The organism is Paenibacillus sp. JSM ZJ436 (assembly GCF_044383795.1).
GTDB classification, from domain to species: domain Bacteria; phylum Bacillota; class Bacilli; order Paenibacillales; family Paenibacillaceae; genus Paenibacillus_AQ; species Paenibacillus_AQ algicola.
On record NZ_JBISEO010000021.1, the window covers coordinates 23,689 to 42,127 of the forward strand.

The 18,439-nt window shown below is 55.0% G+C and carries 19 protein-coding genes; 6 read left to right on the forward strand and 13 right to left on the reverse strand.

Annotated elements, in window-relative coordinates:
• Positions 1-3 precede the first annotated feature (3 nt).
• From ACH6EH_RS18310 to ACH6EH_RS18325, 4 genes are all read right to left on the reverse strand, one after another.
• Positions 4-990: a gluconeogenesis factor YvcK family protein gene (locus tag ACH6EH_RS18310; RefSeq protein ID WP_397333341.1), complete on the reverse strand. Its 987-nt coding sequence runs from the start codon at positions 988-990 to the stop codon at positions 4-6.
• A gap of 12 nt (positions 991-1,002) precedes the next feature.
• The gene (gene rapZ / locus ACH6EH_RS18315; protein ID WP_138224034.1) at positions 1,003-1,908 is read right to left on the reverse strand and encodes an RNase adapter RapZ; all 906 of its coding nucleotides are present in this window, start codon (positions 1,906-1,908) and stop codon (positions 1,003-1,005) included.
• 63 nt (positions 1,909-1,971) lie between these two features.
• Positions 1,972-2,922, reverse strand: a complete 951-nt coding sequence (locus ACH6EH_RS18320; RefSeq protein ID WP_397333342.1) for an ROK family glucokinase — start codon at positions 2,920-2,922, stop codon at positions 1,972-1,974.
• A gap of 177 nt (positions 2,923-3,099) precedes the next feature.
• Positions 3,100-3,885, reverse strand: coding sequence for a glucose-1-dehydrogenase (locus tag ACH6EH_RS18325; RefSeq protein WP_208204270.1), 786 nt, complete (start codon positions 3,883-3,885; stop codon positions 3,100-3,102).
• 239 nt (positions 3,886-4,124) lie between these two features.
• Between ACH6EH_RS18325 and ACH6EH_RS18330 the strand changes: the two genes are divergently transcribed.
• From ACH6EH_RS18330 to ACH6EH_RS18345, 4 genes are read left to right on the forward strand one after another with little or no spacing between them, the layout of a single operon-like run.
• Positions 4,125-5,060, forward strand: coding sequence for an ABC transporter ATP-binding protein (locus tag ACH6EH_RS18330; protein WP_397333343.1), 936 nt, complete (start codon positions 4,125-4,127; stop codon positions 5,058-5,060).
• Position 5,061: 1 nt separating this feature from the next.
• Positions 5,062-5,805 (forward strand): ABC transporter permease, encoded by a 744-nt coding sequence (locus ACH6EH_RS18335; RefSeq protein ID WP_397333344.1) that lies wholly within the window; start codon positions 5,062-5,064, stop codon positions 5,803-5,805.
• Positions 5,806-5,819: 14 nt separating this feature from the next.
• Entirely contained in the window at positions 5,820-6,965 is a 1,146-nt protein-coding gene (locus ACH6EH_RS18340; RefSeq protein WP_397333345.1) for a sensor histidine kinase, read from the forward strand.
• Complete coding sequence (locus ACH6EH_RS18345) at positions 6,962-7,573, forward strand: response regulator transcription factor (RefSeq protein WP_208204267.1); 612 nt, start codon at positions 6,962-6,964, stop codon at positions 7,571-7,573. Before ACH6EH_RS18340 ends, ACH6EH_RS18345 begins: the two co-directional genes overlap by 4 nt.
• Before the next feature lie 47 nt (positions 7,574-7,620).
• Here the strand turns inward: ACH6EH_RS18345 and ACH6EH_RS18350 are convergent, their stop codons facing one another.
• From ACH6EH_RS18350 to ACH6EH_RS18365, 4 genes are all read right to left on the reverse strand, one after another.
• Positions 7,621-7,827, reverse strand: coding sequence for a DUF4177 domain-containing protein (locus ACH6EH_RS18350; protein ID WP_397333346.1), 207 nt, complete (start codon positions 7,825-7,827; stop codon positions 7,621-7,623).
• A gap of 58 nt (positions 7,828-7,885) precedes the next feature.
• Entirely contained in the window at positions 7,886-8,386 is a 501-nt protein-coding gene (locus tag ACH6EH_RS18355) for a YcxB family protein (protein ID WP_397333347.1), read from the reverse strand.
• 118 nt (positions 8,387-8,504) lie between these two features.
• Entirely contained in the window at positions 8,505-9,530 is a 1,026-nt protein-coding gene (locus ACH6EH_RS18360; RefSeq protein WP_138224026.1) for a FecCD family ABC transporter permease, read from the reverse strand.
• Positions 9,520-10,530, reverse strand: a complete 1,011-nt coding sequence (locus ACH6EH_RS18365) for a FecCD family ABC transporter permease (RefSeq protein ID WP_397333348.1) — start codon at positions 10,528-10,530, stop codon at positions 9,520-9,522. The genes ACH6EH_RS18360 and ACH6EH_RS18365 overlap by 11 nt, the downstream gene beginning before the upstream one ends.
• Before the next feature lie 203 nt (positions 10,531-10,733).
• On the opposite strand from ACH6EH_RS18365, the gene ACH6EH_RS18370 reads away from it, so the two are divergent.
• Positions 10,734-11,741, forward strand: a complete 1,008-nt coding sequence (locus ACH6EH_RS18370; RefSeq protein WP_397333349.1) for an ABC transporter substrate-binding protein — start codon at positions 10,734-10,736, stop codon at positions 11,739-11,741.
• A gap of 161 nt (positions 11,742-11,902) precedes the next feature.
• Here the strand turns inward: ACH6EH_RS18370 and ACH6EH_RS18375 are convergent, their stop codons facing one another.
• Positions 11,903-12,946 (reverse strand): CotH kinase family protein, encoded by a 1,044-nt coding sequence (locus tag ACH6EH_RS18375; protein WP_397333350.1) that lies wholly within the window; start codon positions 12,944-12,946, stop codon positions 11,903-11,905.
• 137 nt (positions 12,947-13,083) lie between these two features.
• Between ACH6EH_RS18375 and ACH6EH_RS18380 the strand changes: the two genes are divergently transcribed.
• Entirely contained in the window at positions 13,084-13,695 is a 612-nt protein-coding gene (locus ACH6EH_RS18380; RefSeq protein ID WP_397333351.1) for a hypothetical protein, read from the forward strand.
• Between the two features lie 178 nt (positions 13,696-13,873).
• Here ACH6EH_RS18380 and ACH6EH_RS18385 read toward each other — a convergent pair whose 3' ends face one another.
• From ACH6EH_RS18385 to ACH6EH_RS18400, 4 genes are all read right to left on the reverse strand, one after another.
• Positions 13,874-14,356 (reverse strand): hypothetical protein, encoded by a 483-nt coding sequence (locus tag ACH6EH_RS18385; protein ID WP_138224021.1) that lies wholly within the window; start codon positions 14,354-14,356, stop codon positions 13,874-13,876.
• A gap of 151 nt (positions 14,357-14,507) precedes the next feature.
• Complete coding sequence (gene trxB / locus ACH6EH_RS18390; RefSeq protein WP_138224020.1) at positions 14,508-15,461, reverse strand: thioredoxin-disulfide reductase; 954 nt, start codon at positions 15,459-15,461, stop codon at positions 14,508-14,510.
• A gap of 47 nt (positions 15,462-15,508) precedes the next feature.
• Positions 15,509-17,230, reverse strand: coding sequence for a tetratricopeptide repeat protein (locus ACH6EH_RS18395; RefSeq protein WP_397333352.1), 1,722 nt, complete (start codon positions 17,228-17,230; stop codon positions 15,509-15,511).
• A 91-nt stretch (positions 17,231-17,321) separates the two neighbouring features.
• Positions 17,322-18,269, reverse strand: a complete 948-nt coding sequence (locus tag ACH6EH_RS18400) for a ribose-phosphate diphosphokinase (RefSeq protein WP_397333353.1) — start codon at positions 18,267-18,269, stop codon at positions 17,322-17,324.
• Between the last annotated feature and the right edge of the window lie 170 nt (positions 18,270-18,439).

Sequence of the window (18,439 nt, forward strand, 5' to 3'; positions counted from 1 at the left end):
GACTCACCTCTCTCTGGAAATCCAGTCGTTCACCAGCTGGTAAATATGCTGGCTCAGACGTTCCGCATCATGACGGAGGTAGGTCCGGAACAGCACGAGCTTGTCGGCAATCAGCTTGTAGCCCCGGCTCGTGACCTCATCCCGGTCCAGAAGCACGGGCTTCGCCCCCTGCTCCGCATACTGATCCTGGACCTGTGGCGGAATTTCTCCGTCATTGACGATCACATAGTCAAACAGATGAAGGCCTATATGATCATAAATGGCCTGGAGATGATCACCGACCGTATAATTGTCGGTTTCTCCGGGCTGTGTCATAACATTACATACAAATATTTTTATAGCCTTGGACTGTACTACTGCTTCCGCGAGCTTCGGCACGAGCAGATTGGGAAGAATGCTCGTATACAGGCTTCCCGGTCCGATCAGAATCGCATCCGCCTGCATGACAGCCTCCAGCGCTTCCGGCAGCGGCTCCACTTCCTCCGGCTCGAGAAATACGCGCTTGATCACGCCTCCAGCCTCCGGAATCTTGGATTCCCCGGAAACGATACTGCCGTCCTCCATCTCCGCATGCAGCACCACGCCCTCGCCAGCCGCAGGCAAAACCGCTCCACGACAGACGAAAACCCGGCTCATCTCCTTGACCGCGGTTACAAAGTCACCGTGCATGTCGGTGAGCGCTGCCAGGATCAGATTGCCGAGGCTGTGGCCTGCCAGATTGGAGCCGGCGCTGAAGCGGTACTTCAGAATATCCGCCAGCAGCGGCTCAACATCGGCAAGCGCCGTTAATACGTTCCGAATATCTCCCGGAGGAGGCATCTGCAGCTCACTGCGAAGAATGCCGGAGCTGCCTCCATCATCGGCTACAGTGACGATTGCTGTGATGTCGAGCGGCTTCTCTTTAAGCCCCCGAAGCATGACAGACAGTCCTGTTCCGCCCCCCATCACGACGATGCGGGGACGCTTTCCGGCTGCTTGAGCCACATTCATCACTTCCCTCAGTTAATGCCGGTCCCGGTCATGATCGCGGTGGCTTACCGAAACCTTCTCGGTTTCACTCGCCGACAGCATCTTTCCGAGATATTCCGAGATTGCCACAGAGCGGTGCTTGCCACCGGTGCAGCCAATGCCGATGATTACCTGGCTCTTTCCTTCCTTGCGGTACTGCGGGATCAGGAAATGGAGCATATCGAGCAGCTTCGTCAGAAAGGCCTGCGTTTCCGGCCACTTCATCACATACTCGTATACATCACTGTGCTGGCCCGTATTGGGGCGAAGGGTCTCTACATAATGGGGATTCGGCAAAAAGCGGACGTCAAACACCAAATCCGCATCAATCGGAATGCCGTATTTGAAGCCAAAGGAGGTCACGTTGACCGTCAGCATGCGGTTTTCCAGATGCGTAAACCGGGAAATAATCGTTTCCTTCAGCCGCGCCGGCTTCATGAGGCTGGTGTCGATAACCTGCGTCGCTGAGTTCTTCAGCTCATCCAGCATCTTGCGCTCCAGGCGGATTCCGTCGAGCGGCATCCCCTCCGGCGCCAGCGGATGGCGGCGGCGGCTCTCCTTGTAGCGCTGGACGAGCACGGAATCCGTCGCATCCAGAAACATGATTTCGCTGTGGATCGTAAAGTGATCCTTGATGTAGTTCAGCGACTCCGCCAGCGCGGTGAAAAATTCCCGGCCGCGAAGATCAATGACCAGCGCGACCTTGCCGATCTTGCCGTTTGATTGCTCAATCAGCTCCGCAAACTTCGGAATCAGCACCGGGGGCAGATTGTCGACACAGAAAAACCCGAGGTCCTCCAGGCTCTGTACAGCCAGCGTCTTTCCTGCTCCTGACATGCCGGTAATGATAATTAGCGTGGCCATCGAATTGGTCTTGCCGCGTTCCTCTGTTTCCAGCATCAGCATTCCCTCCCTTGAACATTATCCTCTAGTGACAGGCCGTCTCCTTCGTTATCGTCTTGATTAAGAGCGCAGGTGAAGGCCGGCAGCGCCGACGATTCCAGCATCATTGCCAAGCTCTGCCGCTACGATGCGAACACCGCGCTGCAGCGGCTCCGGCGTCAGCTTCTGAAATACCGAACGAATTTCATTAAACAGGAAATCTCCGGCCTTGGATACACCCCCGCCGATAATGAACACTTCAGGATTCAGGACCGCGGCCACGGAAGACATGGACTTGCCCAGGTAGTAGGCCGCACGGTTGACGATGCGCATAGCTACCTCATCTCCAGCCTTTGCCGCATCAAACACTTCCTTCGCCGTTATGCTGTCTGCCAGTGCCAGCGAGGTGCGATCCCCCCGGGCCACCGCGTCCTTCGCCATCCGAATAATGCCGGTTGCCGAGGAGACCGTCTCCAGGCATCCCATCTTGCCGCAGCCGCATTGAATCGCTTCCAGATCCGGCACGACGGTAATATGCCCGAGCTCGCCGGCCATGCCGCCAAAGCCCTGATAAATCCTGCCGTTGATAATAATACCTCCGCCAACGCCGGTACCCAGGGTAAAGCAGACACAGTTATCCACGCCGCGTCCGGCACCGCTCCAGGCTTCTCCCAGCGCGGCTACATTGGCATCGTTGTCTATTTTGACAGGCTTGCCGAATCGTTCCTCCAGTATGGCGCGAATCGGAACATCCTTGAACCCTACGTTCGGTGCGAATATGATGATGCCTTCACGGATATTTGTAAAGCCTGCAAAGCCGGCTCCCACGCCCGCTAACTGGTCCCAGCTGTAAGGAGACTCCTCGACAATATGACGAACATATTTCTCTATATTGTTAATAACCGCCTCCACGCCCTTGGACGTTTCTGTCGGTCCCTCATATGTCTGCAGAAGCTGCCCTTCCTCGTTGCAGATCCCGACCTTGATCGCCGTTCCGCCTAAATCGACACCTACGTAGATGTTCTCAGACATGTTACAAGCCACCTTTTTCCTTCTATATTATAGATTGCTTCTACTGTACCCACTATAATTGAAGGCATCATTTCGGTCAAGAGAAGACCCCTGCGCCAAAAAAGCTCCGAGCCCTCTTCGGCCCGAAGCTTGAAATTCCTTCGCCATGACGCTGAAGTGCACACAGATGTCATCAACCTAACCGTTTCCTCCCTGAAAGGAAGGATACTTGGTCATGCCGCCATCCGCAAACAGGGTAATCCCGGTAACATAGCTCGATTCCGAGGACGCCAGCCAGGCGGCAACAGAGGCAATCTGCTCCGGCTTTCCGATATATCCCATCGGAATCATCGCCTCTACACTTTTGCGCGATTCCGGATCGTCGAACTTCTCCTGGTTAATCGGCGTGTAAATCGCCCCCGGACCAATGTTGTTCACCCGAATCCCCTTCGGGGCAAATTCCAGCGCCAGCGTTTCCGTCATGAGCTTGACCCCGCCTTTACTGGCAGCATAGTGGACAAAATGCGGCCAGGGGATGACCTCATGCACACTCGACATATTGATGACCGAGCCCTCAATGCCATGCTCCAGCATGTAGCTGATCGCTTCCCTGGATCCCAGGAAGGCCCCGGTCAGATTCACATCAATGACCTTTTTCCAGTCGTCTAGGGACAGCTTCTCGGAGGGAACCTCATTCTCAATGCCGGCATTGTTCACCATGACATGCAGGGCACCGAAATGCTCGTGCGCGGTGGAGATCAGCTTGCGGATATCCTCCTCCTGCGAGACATTTGCCTGCACTGCGACAGCTTGTCCTCCCGCCTCCTTAATCTCTGCGATCATTTCCTCCATCGGGTCCGGATTGCTGTTATAGGTCATGACCACATTGGCCTTCTCCTTGCCGAACCGAAGAGCGATCGCCTTCCCGATCCCGGATGACGCTCCCGTCACGATTACAGTCTTTCCTTGCAAATCTCCGTACATATGCCTTACCTCCTCTTCGCCGGAGCCTGCCCCCGCGGTTGATAATACTTCATTAAACCATTTGCCGAATTTTAATAACGCTTGTCTCGCACTCTTCTAGCCGTCCTCGCCCCGCAGGTCTCTTTCTAGATTGTCCCGAGATGACAAAAGTCATATCAAGTCATGACAAAGTTTACTCATCAGGGCGGGGGCCTCTTCGATAAGATAACCATACCAAGCAATAGAAAGGTGCGGTTGCATTGAGTTTGAATATTACGCAAAATACGGCGGTGGCAGTGGCACTTCATAACGTCAGCAAGCAGTTTGGCAGCAAGCGGGCCGTAGATGGGGTATCCTTTACCCTCCAGCAAGGCAGCATTACAGCCATTCTGGGTCCCAACGGGGCCGGAAAAACCACAAGCCTATCCATGATGCTGGGCTTGCTGGAGCCGGATGCCGGCACGGTTGAGGTGCTTGGCGGCAGTCCGAAGGACCTGAAGGTCCGGCGCCGGATCGGGGCGATGCTGCAGGAGGTCAGTGTGATGGACAGCCTGAAGGCTGGTGAAATCCTGGAGCTGATCAGAGGCTATTACCCCAAGCCAATGGAAACGGCGGAAGTGATGCAGCTGACCGGGCTTAACCAAGAAGATCTTAGCAAGCGGGCGACCAAAATGTCCGGCGGACAAAAGCGCAAGCTGAGCTTTGCCCTGGCGCTGGCCGGTAATCCGGACCTGCTCTTCTTCGACGAGCCCACCGTGGGGCTGGATACGACCGCGCGGCGGCTGTTCTGGTCTACGGTCCGGAGTTTGGCGGCACAAGGAAAAAGCATCCTGTTTACGACTCACTACCTTCAAGAAGCCGACGACAACGCAGACCGGATAGTGCTGTTTAAGGACGGGCGTATCGCTGCAGACGGCAGCCCGGCTGAGATCAAAGCCAGGCTGTCCCGTAAATCCCTGTCGTTCCAGTGCCGCAGCGGCACCGCTGCGAACATCATTGCCCGGCTGGAGGCTGTGCCTGACGTCACCGGGCTCCAGCAGGAGCAGGGGCGCCTGCATGTTTACACTAACAATACCGATTTGGTGTTATCGATCATTTTCAAAGAGGAGCTGCCCGTTCACGACATCCAGATGGATCAGGGCAGTCTTGATGAAGCGTTTGAACAGCTCACAGCCCGGAAAGAGGAGGTCGTCTGATATGACTGGAAAGCTGATTTCCCTGCAGTGCCGCATGGAACTGCTTCGCATTCTGCGCAATCCGTATTTTATATTTTGGTCGCTCGTGATGCCCATTGCGTTCTATTACATCTTTACCCGCGTCGTTAATACGGGGGCTGGGGACCCCGGCGCATACCAGGCTCGCTATCTGATGTCCATGACCACATTCAGCGTGATGGGCTCAGCGATCATGACGCTCGGCATCCGGCTCGTGCAGGAGCAATCGCTCGGCTGGTCCACTCTGATGAAGGTCGTGCCGTTGCCGGGCAGCATTTATTTCCTGGGAAAAATGTTCGGCCAGACGCTGCTGCTGCTGCTCTCCATCGCTGTCATTTTCTCAGCAGGTGTCCTGATCAATGATGTTCAGCTGGAAGCCTGGCAATGGATCAGCAGCGGTGTATGGATCCTGGCCGCATCTGCCCCTTTTCTGGCCATCGGCACACTCATTGGCACCATGAAGCGCGTCGACACCGCCAGCGGCGTGAGCAACGGAATTTATCTGGTACTGGCGCTGCTTGGCGGCATGTGGATGCCGCTGGAGATGCTGCCCTCCTTCCTGCAGTCTATCGGCAAGTGGCTGCCCTCCTACCACTTTACAAGCGGAGGCTGGGCCATAGCCGAGGGCAGCCTGCCGGAGCTGCAGTCCGTGCTTATTTTGACAGGATATTTAGTCCTGTTTATGGTAATATCCACGTATGTACGCCATAAACAGCAAGCTGTCTAAGAGGATGATGCCCATTGAAGCAGCCATTTGAGCTATTTCCGCACAAGCTGGGACTGCTCCCTTATGTATTTCTCATTTATTTATCACTCCCGATCGTCAATCTGTTTACTTACGAGGATGGCCTGAAGTTCGGGTTCGGCGTGGTCATGCTGCTCTTGTTCCTCGTGTCATACCGGGAGCTGTACTTCGGGGAAACTCGGCCCGGCTTTCTATTCTGGCTGCTGCTGCAGCTGGGAATCATATTCACGTTCTCCATGCTCTACGGTCTTACATATTTGTTTATGGGCTTTTATACGGCTAATTTTATCGGCTGGTATACCCAGTCCCGTAAATTCTGGAGTGCCCTGCTGCTGCTCTATATGGTAGAGCTGATCCCGCTGATATATCGAATCAGCCAGGCTTGGAATCCCGATCTGCTCTTTGTATTTCCTTTTATGATCATTATGCTGCTTTCTCCATTCGCCATTCGCTCCATGAACAGCAAGCTGGAGCTGAAAGCGCAGCTGGATCAGGCGAATGAGCAGATACGCAATCTGATCAAGGGGGAGGAACGGATGCGGATTGCCCGGGATTTGCATGATACGCTGGGACATACGCTGTCCTTGATTACTTTGAAGAGCCAGGTGATCGACAAGCTTGCTGCCGTAAATCCGGATCAGGTCCGGGAGGAAGCCCGGGAGATCGAGAGACAGTCGCGCGCCGCGCTCCGCCAGGTTCGCGAGCTTGTGTCCGATATGCGCACCGCCACGCTGGCCGGCGAGCTGCAGGAGGCCGCTGTGCTTCTAAGCAGCGCGGGAATAGAGATGAGGATCGAAGGCGAGCCCCATTTTCAGAGGATGCCGGATACGACGCACAACATTCTAAGTCTTTGCCTGAGAGAAGCCATTACGAACATCGTGAAGCACAGCCAGGCCTCCCACTGCCGCCTCTGCTTTCAGCAGACGGACAGAGACTGGAAAATGACGGTACAGGATGACGGTATCGGGATTTCCCGTGAGGCCGCAAGCTTTAACGTCAGGGAGAAGAACGGGCTGAAGGGTATGGCAGAACGGCTAGCCTTGGTCAATGGCAAAATGGAGCTGCTGAACGCAAAGGGCACACTCCTTCAGCTTTCAGTACCGATTGTCGTGAAGGATCCCCAAAGGAGTGAGGCAGGATGAGCATCCGGGTGTTTATTGCAGAAGACCAGCGCATGGTGCGGGGAGCACTGGCCCTGCTGCTCGATTTAGAAGAGGATATTGAGGTGGTTGGCCAGGCGGGCGACGGCCAGGAGGCGCTGAATGTCATCCGGCAGCTGCAGCCGGACATTGCGCTGCTGGATATCGAGATGCCGGTCTTGTCGGGACTTGAGGTTGCCGAAAAAATCGCGGCAGCTGTCCCGGCATGCCGGTGCGTGATACTCACGACCTTCGCAAGGCCGGGATATTTCGAGCGGGCGGTGAAGGCAGGTGTACAGGGCTATCTGCTGAAGGACGAGCCCAGCGAGCGATTGGCTGAAGCGCTGCGGCGCATTATGGACGGCCGGCGGGAGGTATCGCCAGAGCTTGTGTTCGGCACCGTGAGAGAGGCCAACCCGTTGTCGCAGCGGGAGCAGCAGATTTTGCGCCTGGCTGCGAACGGCAGCAGTTCCAGTGACATCGCACAGCAGCTTCACCTCTCCTACGGTACGGTTCGCAATTATATGTCAGAGGCACTGAACAAGCTGGGGGCCCGAAACCGGCTGGAGGCCATTGCCCTGGCCGAAGAAAAAGGCTGGATCTCATCATGAGAATCCAGCCTTTTCTCGTGCTATGCAGCGGCCAAGAAGCCGCTTTTTTATAATCCTGTAAAGACACGGCGCTTAAAGATCGCAATAATATCCCGCGACTGTCCTTGAGAAATGCTCGTATCAAAGCACGACACCAGCTCCCAGCCCTCGTACCCGAGACCGTTAAACAGCTCGCTCAGATCCTCCTCGTCCACCTTTCCGCCCAGAAATCCCTTGGTGGCGTACTTGACCGTCTTGTACTCCCATTGCTCCATGGATTCCACCTCCTCTCCTTTCTCCACTGGCTAAGAGCATCCGCTTAACGCCGACCTCTCACGCAAATGTCTTATTGGAGTAGTCTTCAACCGCCTTCACATACGATTGCTCTGCCTCAGGACTTCCAAAGGAACGCTTCGGAATGATGACCGCTTGCATCGAATTCACGAAAATATACAAGTAATCCCGATCCCGCCGCAAATCATGAATGCCGCTCCAGTCATAGCGCAGCTGGGTCTTGTCATTGGACTCGTGCACCGCTGTACGGTCCACGGTAATGGTTCGTTCTCCCAGAATGCCCTCATTATGCTTCACCATGCTCATCGTACGGCTCTTGATCCGGTATACAAACAGCAGGTCGCACAGAATGCCGATCAGCACGCCCACCACCACTGAATACACCCAGTCAAAGCTGGAGAATCTCAGCAGCAGAATACTGAGCAGCGGTACGGAAATCAGCGCTGACAGCATCATCGTTCTATACTTCGGCATATGAAACATCACATACCGGTTAAAGCGCCAAAAATCTTCTTTGTGTAAATCAACGTGTACTTCCATCGGTTCTCTCTCCATTCTGAATGGTCACGGCTCCCTGCCGGGCTTTCGGTCCATTATATCACAGGTTGGATATACAAAAGCGCCGCTCTCTCTGGAGACAACGGCACTTCATGGGAAGCTACATTCTTTTATATAACAGGTAAAAAAAGAACGGCGCACCAATCGCAGCGGTAAACACGCCTGCCGGTATGTCCAGCGGCTGGAACAGCATCCGCCCGGCGAGGTCCGCCAGCAGCAGAATGACCGCGCCGATCAGCGCCGCGGTTGGCATCAGGATGCCGTAGGCGCTGCCTACCAGTCGCCTTGCGATATGCGGAGCAATCAAGCCGATAAAGGACAGCGTGCCGGCAATGCCCACCGCCGCGCCCGCCAGGGCAATGCTGCACAGAATAATGAGCATCCTGTCCCGCTGAATCCGCGTTCCAAGCCCGATGGCGACCGTATCGCCCATCGACTGCGCGTTCAGCGAGCGGGAGAAGAGAAAGGACAGCGGAATGATGACACCTGCCCAGGGCGCGATGGCCGCAACCTGCTTCCAGCCTGTGCCATAGACGCTGCCCGTAATCCAGTTCAGCACCTGAGCCGCATGATAAGCTGTGCCGCTGATCAGCAGGAACGTGGTCATCGCGCTGAGGGCTGTCGAAATGCCTACGCCGATCAGCACGAGCCGCAGCGGTGAAACGCCATTTTTCCACGCCAGCACGTATACCAGCATGCCCGCTCCCAGTGCCCCGAGAATCGCCAGCACCGGAATGAAGTGATAGCTGAATGCGCCGGTGTACAGAGTCATAAAGGCCACGACCACCACAGAGGCCCCGCCGGTGACACCGATCAGATCCGGGGCAGCGAGCGGATTACGAATCACGCCCTGCAGCAAGGCGCCGGCTACCGCCAGCATGGCTCCTACCAGCAAGGCAGCCAGGACCCGGGGCAGACGGAACTGGATGACAATCAAGGAACTGCCGCTCTCTCCAAGCCCCAGCAGGGAAGCGGCTACCTCTAGCAGCGGGATGGTGGTGCTGCCGACCGAGATGCTGATTAGCACTAGCAGGATGACCAGCAGCGAAAGCACGCTTAAGATGAGCGCATTTCTTCGGCGGCGGGAGGCAGGATCGTGGCGGACTGCATTCAGTTTATAAGACATAGGACTTCCTCCGTACGATATAAATCAGAAATGGAACGCCAATCAATGCCATGGCAACCCCCACAGGCACCTCTTTTGGCATAATAATGAAGCGCGAGACCAGATCCCCTGAGACGAGCAGGATCCCACCGCCAATGGCACAGTAAGGAATGAGCCAGCGATGGTCGTGACCGACCAGCGAGCGGCACAGATGCGGGACCACAATCCCGACAAAAGCAATCGGCCCCGCAACCGCAACGCCGCTGCCGGCGAGCAGCACGACCGACGCACAGGCGCCGGCCCGCACCAGAAACAACGAAATGCCGAGTCCCTTGGACACATCATCGCCCAGCATGGCTACATTCAAGGCTCTTGCCAGCAGCAGCGCCACGACCATGCCGGCTGCGAAATACGGAAGCATCGCCGTGACGTGCTCGATGCTCCGGTTCACGACAGAGCCGATCATCCAGAACATCGCCTGATCCAGTGACTGCTTATCAATCAGAATAATGCCTGAGGTGATGGAGGCCGAAAATGCCGCAATGGCGGAGCCTGCCAAAGTCAGCTTGACGGGGGCAAAGCCCCCGGGCCCGCTAAAGCCAAGCACGAACACAAGCAGAGCGGTCAGGGCGGCGCCTGCAAACGCAATCCAGATCATGCCGCTCATGGTCAAACCGCCCCCAAGAACGGCAATCGCAATGACGATGCACAGCACGGCGCCGGAATTAATGCCGAATATGGACGGAGACGCCAGCGGATTGCGGGTGATAGCCTGCATAACGGCTCCCGAAGCTGCAAGCCCCGCACCGACCATGGCCCCGATCAAGGTTCGCGGCACCCGCGTATCGCGAATAATCATATGCTCGGTAGAGCCGTTGAAGGCTTGATAGGTATCCAGCAGCATGCTGAAATTGAAATTTTGCAAGCCCAGCAAGATGCTCATCAGCATGACTGCCAGCAGCAGGAACAGCCCCCCAAGCAATCCCCACAGCCGGGCATTGCGGCTTTGAAGCACTCCCATGATGGTATTCCACTCCCTAAAGGATGTTTAATGGTTCAATCAACCCCTTTATTGTAGATGTGAGCGCTTTACGTGTCAATGAATGTGATAATCATTTTCATTTAAAGTCTTGACAAGTGCCTGTTATCACTTTATATTTTAGTTAATTGATAATGATTGTCATTATCATATATAAAAATGTACATAAGGGGAGAGCATTAAACATGTCATCTTTATTTCGTAATAAATCCTGGCTGGTTCTGTTGGCCTTGTCCATGCTGCTGATCGTTTCGGCCTGCGGCGGAAGCTCCAGCAGTGATACAGCAGAGACGCCGGCGGCTTCCGGCTCCAATAACAGCACGAACGAAGGTAGTGCTGCAGAAGGCGAGTCCCGCACCATCAAGCATGCGATGGGAGAAGAGACACTGACAGGCACACCGGAGCGCGTCGTAGTGCTGACGAACGAAGGTACAGAAGCGCTGCTGGCCGTTGGCGTGAAGCCTGTCGGTGCCGTTCAATCCTGGGTAGGTGACCCTTGGTATGATCATATTAAGGACCAGATGGAAGGTGTTGAGGTGCTGGGAGAGGAAACCCAGCCGAACATCGAACTGATCGCGGGACTAAAGCCGGATCTCATTATCGGCAACAAGGTTCGTCACGAGCAAATCTATGACCAGCTGAAGCAGATTGCTCCGACTGTATTTGCCGAAGAACTGTCCGGCAACTGGAAGAACAACATGACGCTGTATGCCGAGGCGGTAAACAAGAAAGCCGAAGGCGAGCAAGCTTTTGCTGATTTTGACAAGCGTGTGGAGGAAGTGAAATCCAAGCTGGACGAGAAGGCCAGTACGAAAGTGTCTGTCGTTCGTTTCACAGCAGCGGATGTCCGTACCTACATGAAGGACAGCTTTAGCGGCGTCATGCTGGAGCAGCTCGGCATTGCCAGACCTGCCGATCAGGACAAGAACGAGTTCGTGGAGAAGCTGACGAAGGAACGTATTCCGGCGATGGACGGTGACGTGATGTTCTACTTCGTGCAGGAGGACGTAGGCTCCACCGATGCTCAGAAGGCAGCCGACGAGTGGATGAACGAGCCGCTCTTCCAGAGCCTGAATGTGGCCAAGACCGGCGAGGTTCATCAGGTGAACGAGGTCGTATGGAACCTGGCTGGCGGCTACCTCGCAGCCAACCTCCTGCTGGAAGAGATTGCGACTTACTTCGAAGTCAATTAATGTAAATACAGCAAGGGAGCCATCTCCCAAGTAGATCATTGGATGCCCACATCTGTAAGACAAAAGCATATATAAGGCAAAATAACCAGCTCAGGGTGTTATACCTGGCTGGTTATTTTTCTTTGTAAGCTACTATATGTCTCGAGGGAATACCAATACGTTCACAGCTGATGAAGCCGGCTGTAAATATAACCTCTGCGATCCTGAATGTAGCGGTAGATGACGCCGAGATCAGCCTGGATTTCCTGCCTGCTCCATTTATATTCCTTATCCTTGTACAGCTCCCCTGCGATAGCATCAAGCCGCTCTCCCGCCTGCTCCAGCTGCCTATGCGGAGTAAATACCGTATCCATGCTGTGAAGCAGCAGGCTCCGGTACAGCCTGCGGTAGGAGGGGATGCTCAAAATCTGCTCGGTCAGCTTGTTATAGCCCGTAATCCGGACTAAATCCGCCCCTACTCTCTTTCCGTAGCAGTTGCGCCCCCAGGTGCCCTCATAGTCCCAGGGCAGCATGTGATAACGCCGGGTTTCTCCATGCTCGTAGATCGTATAGTTTTGATTGAATCCGTCATAATTCCCTGTCAGCACTGCCCCGCATAGCCAGCGTAAATACTGCTCCACGTGAAGATGCTGCTCAAGATACTGCGCCCTCTCCGCCCTGCTCCCTTCATGCATTCCCTGCAAAAAGGCAACGAAGCGCCGCCGCTCCCCCTCTTCCCCGGCGATCAGGCGGTATCCTGCGAACCAGGACAGCCCGCGGCTTTCTTTGTGGGAGAAGTCGGCATGGCGGTTTACCGCGTAAATGATGCTCTTCACGGGAATCCTCCGCCTGCGAAAAAATCGCGGCAGCACGGCCTCAATCTGCAAATACACGCCCGCCCGCTTTTGATTGATATAAAGCAGGCAATGACGGGTTCGGGGACTCGGCACCTTCAACGTCTCAAATAACTGGAACGACAGGGCATTACGAATTAATGATGGATCATCGTGCTCAGCATTGAAATGATAGGTGGCTGACGCCGTACGAATTTCGTAAGAGCGCTTGGGATATTCCCGGGTGTGCCCTCCGCGGTAACGGAGGGAGATAGGCACCTCTTTTCCTTTATAAGAGATCCGGGCTTTGACGAACTGCTCCGACCAGATGTGCTTGTTAAGCCAGGCCAGCTTGTTGTCCTCAATCAGGATTCGGTACACCGGCAGCTCCATACCAGGCCTCCTTCCTTCCCCAGGCAGGCAGCTGCTGATCTTGCAGCCTACCCTGCATGAAACCAGTCCCATATTGACCTTCATTACATATAATGTGGCAGTTAGATTTCATTCCCATCTTGAAAGGAGTAGGGACAGTGCGTACAAATAGAACGAAGCCAGTCTCTCCATATTCCAAAAGAACAACCGCCCGCGTCAAAGCCTTCACCGCTTGGCCGTGGTCTCCCGCAGCCGGCAATGCTTCAGAGGGAATCGCCGCAACCCCGTCCTCAGGCGGTCAGGCTTCCCCGGGCGCTTACGACGGCTACTTCCCCGGCGAGCCGCTCAGTCAGGCGCACCATGGGCATCAATCCGGCTTCCCCGGCTTCCCCGGCTCGCTCGGGCATGCTTCGCACGGCCATCATTCCAGCAGCCACGCCTCTGCAGGCCACTATTCGCACGGCCATCATTCCAGCGGCCATGCCTCTACGGGTCACCACTCGCAGAGCCACCATTCCGGCCTGTACCCGGATGGGCTCCACCCGCCGGATCAGTGGGGCGCATACGACGGCTCCAGCGGTGTTGGCGGCAGCCACTCCTTCGGCAGCGAGCATTGCAGCTGGGCCAGCGAGGGCTGGACGCCGAAGAAGACCCTCAAGAAGCGCAAAAAAAGAGCAGCTGCAGGCGGGCCTTCCAAGCCAGCCAGGACGAAGCCGCGCCCCTCAATGCAGCGCAAGCGAACCGCAAAGCCCAAGTCGAAGCGCTGCTAACAGCGCAGCGCATAGCCATGGCTGGTCCGCAAACGTCATAAAGCATTGTCATACTGACATGGCCATATGCCGTGTCCATCCGACAGCGGATGCCAGCATGGCGTCCGCTTTTTAAGCATGCACCCGTCCTGTTCTGAGATAGTATATGCAATCCGCCCACCTTGGTGAGTTTTCTTGCTTACAGCGTGTGGTTCTCGGGCTTGGGCTTGCGCACCCGCTCATACACAAAGCCCGCCGTAAACACTAGCAGCATGAGTATATAAGACATAATAATGATTTGCGCAGCATCGATACTCCCTGTCAGAAGCAACTGCAGCTGGGTTCCAAATCCTACAATCAGCAGCACATACAGCTGGGCCATCAGTGCAAGCACAAGGCTTCGGGATTCGTCGCCGGCCAGCATAAACTGCCACAGAAACAGCAGCAGACATATTAGCCACAGCGAGTTACCCATGACAAAGCTGAGCGCTGTACTCTTTTTCATCTGCGAGAACTGTCGCCCGGCCCAGAACCAGAACACCACGAATCCGAGATGAATGGTCCAGATCAGCACGCCCGACGCAGGTATCCGCGTCATCAGGGCTTGAAATAACCAGCCGCCCAGCAAAGGGGCAAGCACAATCCAGGTCATTTTATTTTTCTTTAAATAGTCGTTTAGCATCTGTAAGCTCCTCTATCGGCCGTGGACCCTGTCCCGTGCCTCATTTCATCCGCATTATAACATACATCCCGCTCTCGCCAATCATCATCCATATCATAGAGCCGCGCAAAAAAGAGGCCGGTTGCCCGGCCTCTCACCTTCAAAGCTCCATTTACGGATTCAGCGTTTCGCTCCAGTCATGGACCATATGACCTTCAATGAACTTCTCACAATCCATGGCAGCCATACAGCCAGAGCCGGCTGCGGTAATCGCCTGGCGATACCGGGTATCCTGCACGTCACCGCAGGCGAACACGCCTGGAATATTCGTCTCCGTTGTGCCTGGCTTCACCAGAATATATCCGGTCGGATCTGTATTGATCTGGCTTCCCAGGAAGCCTGTGTTCGGCGTATGGCCAATTGCCACGAATACGCCTTCCGCTTCAATCAGCTCTTCGGCGCCAGTCTCGTTGTTCCGAACCTTCAAGCCCTTCACGCCCGTTTCCGTCGTTACGACCTCTAGCGGTGTACGGTCAAGTGCCCACTGAATTTTCTCGTTCTCGCGAGCACGATCCTGCATGATCTTGGAAGCGCGCAGCTCTTCCCGGCGGTGAACCAATGTGACGCTGGAAGCGAAGCGTGTTAAGAAGCTCGCTTCCTCCATCGCGGAATCGCCTCCGCCCACCACGATAATCTTTTTGCCGCGGAAGAAGAAGCCGTCGCAGGTCGCACATGTGCTGACACCCCGGCCCACATTCTCCTGCTCCCCGGGAATGCCCAGATACTTGGCCGAGGCACCTGTAGAAATGATGACCGACTCAGCCTGCAATTCTCCCATGCCCTCGACATTAATCTTGAATGGACGCTGCGAGAAATCAACAGACTCTACCCAGGCGCTCTTGAATTCCGCACCGAAGCGCTCTGCCTGCTGGCGCATATTATCCATCAGCTCAGGTCCCATGATGCCTTGAGGGAATCCCGGAAAGTTCTCGACTTCGGTAGTTGTGGTCAACTGGCCCCCCGGCTGCATTCCTTCAATGACCAGTGGCTTCATATTCGCGCGTGCCAGGTAGATGGCTGCGGTCAGTCCGGCAGGGCCGGTTCCGATTACGATTGATTTGTACATAGAGATTGCCTCCTTTATTGGGTCCTGTTGGTTAGCTTGTCCCGGTTCTAAGATTTTTCTGTAAACGGGCGAAAATTATTGCGAGCCTCTTCCCGATCGGCATCCGTCATTGCCAGCTGCCGGGCGTAACGCCTCACGGTAGAGGATGAAATCTGATAGCGCTCCGCGAGCTTCTCATACGTATACGAGTCTCCCGCTAGCTTGCCGGCCGTATATTCCAGCGCTGCCGCCCAGCCGGAAAGGTTACGCATCTTCGGAATGTCGGGATACATCCGGCTCAGGAATTGAGACCAGAGCCTTTCCATCTCTCTTTTGCGGTAAGGGTCCTGCCGTTGTCCCATAGAGACCGCCAGATCCAGCACCTGCTGCCATTCCTTATGCCACTCCGGAAGGACCTCGTTTAACGAGTCGCTGGGCATCTCGTCTGCTGCCTCCCGGCCTGAAGCTCCCTCCAAGCGCGTTAGCACGAGCTCCGCCGCAGCTTTCAGCTCTACATCCTCTCCTGGCTCCTGAAGAAACAGGTGCAGCGCATGCTGAACCTCTTCATCGGCAATCAGCTCCAGCGTCTGTATAACCTGCAGCTTGATGTGAGGCTCGCCATGGCGTAGCGCCCAGAAGAAGGAGGAGCGGATTAACGGATTGCTCTTCGCTTCCTCAGTTAAGGCAGCTCCATCATGCTCCCACACCTTAAACTGCTCTTCAAAGGGGAGATGATAGTGATAGCTGACCTTCAGGCTTCCGGAATCACTTTCCTGCAAAGAGTCCAGCTGAGCCAGGTAGAAATCAGCGACATCATTTGCCGGGTCCAGCCTCTTGCACTGGCGCCAGTATCTGACCGCATCTTCCATTCTGCCGCTGTTGCAGGCTGCAACGGCTGTATAATGATACAGGCTTGCATCACTGCTAAATTCCTCATCCTTCGTCAGACGGCGAAAATGGCCGTAGGCCGCTTCGTGCCTCCCCAGAATGCCCATCGTTGTCGCGAGCTTGAAGACATGCTCCTGATGAAACGGAACCGTAACAGACAGCATGTCCAGCAGACGGTGAAGCCCTTCCTCATCCTTCTCATGCTGATAAAAAATCGCCAGATTGCACAGCGCATGCAGATTGCCCGGCTCCTTGTCCAGCACATCACCGATGACCTCCTTCGCCTTCGCGAAGCGGCCCATGTAATAGAAGGCAAGCGCCAGATTGTTGCGGGCCGACATAAAGTCCGGACAGTCCTCTACGATCGTCTCCAACAGCTTGGCAGCCTGAGCGAATTTCCCTTCCTCCAGCAGCGCGCGTGCCTGCTCATGCTCCACCATGCCCTCGCGGCTCTTGATCTTGTTCACCTTCGTGGGCCGGTTCAGCTCATAGTGAAGCAGCTCCATCATCTCTTCGGCCTCGTCCATAAACTGGCCGCTGGAATCCTCCTCCAGATACGTAATCAGCGCCTGCTCGGCTTCTTCAAACTGCTCCAGATTCGCGTAGTTGTTCGCCATATAGAAATGGCATTCCGTCATCGAGGAATCTACCTGATCCAGTATATGCTTCAATACCCGGTTCGAGCCCTCATAATCACCGGTCTCTGATAATATACCCGCCATATTGCAATGATTCACAGGATTATCCGGTTCATATTCCACAGCCTTGCGAAAATATTTCAGCGCCTTGCCATATTGGAAACGGTCCAGCGACTTCACGGCGCGTTCAAAGAAAAAATTAGCGTTGTAATCGATAGGAATTATATTTTGCAGGTCCTGATGACCTGGAATGTTTGCATGCATCGAAGCAAGACACCTCCTTTAACTTGCTTCTCTCTATCCTCAACAGTATACCATGATCTCCTGCCGCTTGCAGAGAAAAAGACGCCGGTCATCAGACGCCGGCGTCTTTAAATAAGGTCGCAATGCTGCCGCCTTCCATAATAATATGGATGGCTTCAGCGAGGATCGGCGCTGCCGATAAGATGGTCATGCCTTTCATCGGCGGCTCCCGAAGCGCGATGGAATCTGTCACTACCAGCTCCTTGATATGGCCATGATCCAGGCGGGACAATGCCTCCCCCGAGAATACGCCATGCGTCGCACATACGATCGTATCCTTGGCGCCTAACTTCTTGAGAGACTCCACGACCTGTACAATGGTAGTACCTGTGTCAATAATATCTTCGATGATGATTGGCGTGCGTCCCTCTACGTCTCCAACCACATGCGTAATGACCGCTTCATTATGGGCCGGGCGCTGCTTGACCATCATCGCAAAGCCCGCACCCAGCCGGCCTGCCAGCTTCTCGGCAATTTTAGCCCGGCCGGCATCGGGAGAGACGATGACCGGCTGCTCCAGCTGCTTGCTTCTCAGGTAGTTGGTGATCAGATCCATGGCCGTCAGATGATCGACTGGAATATTGAAGAAGCCCTGAATAGCCGGGGCATGCAGATCAATGGTAATGACGCGGCTGGCTCCGGCTGTCGTCAGCACATCGGCGACCATTTTGGCGGATATGGGCTCGCGGGGTGCAGCTTTTCTCTCCTGCCGGGCGTAGCCGTAGTAGGGGACAATAATATTTATCGTGCGTGCAGAGGCCTGCTTGGCCGCATCAATCATAACCAGCAGCTCTACGAACATTTCATTAATCGGATGGGAGAAGGACTGCAGCAGAAACACATCACAATTACGGATGCTTTCCTCATAATGGACGTAGATTTCTCCATTTTTGAAACGGGACAGCTTGATCTTGCCCAATTCGACGCCCAGCTGCCGACTGATATCCGCGGCCAGCCGCGGATTGGATGATCCGGCGAACAGACGAAGTTTCTGATACATGAATGCCTCCTGGAATACCCAAAGTATAGGGATTGCTTGTACTCTATTATAGCGCATCAGGAAAGCGCTGTCGCGCAAGCAGGCCGTCTCCATCAGCCGCCAGTCCGCGCTCCTCATAAGAACATAGAGCGCGGGACTATGACTTCAGGAAACAGCCTGTATAATTGGCG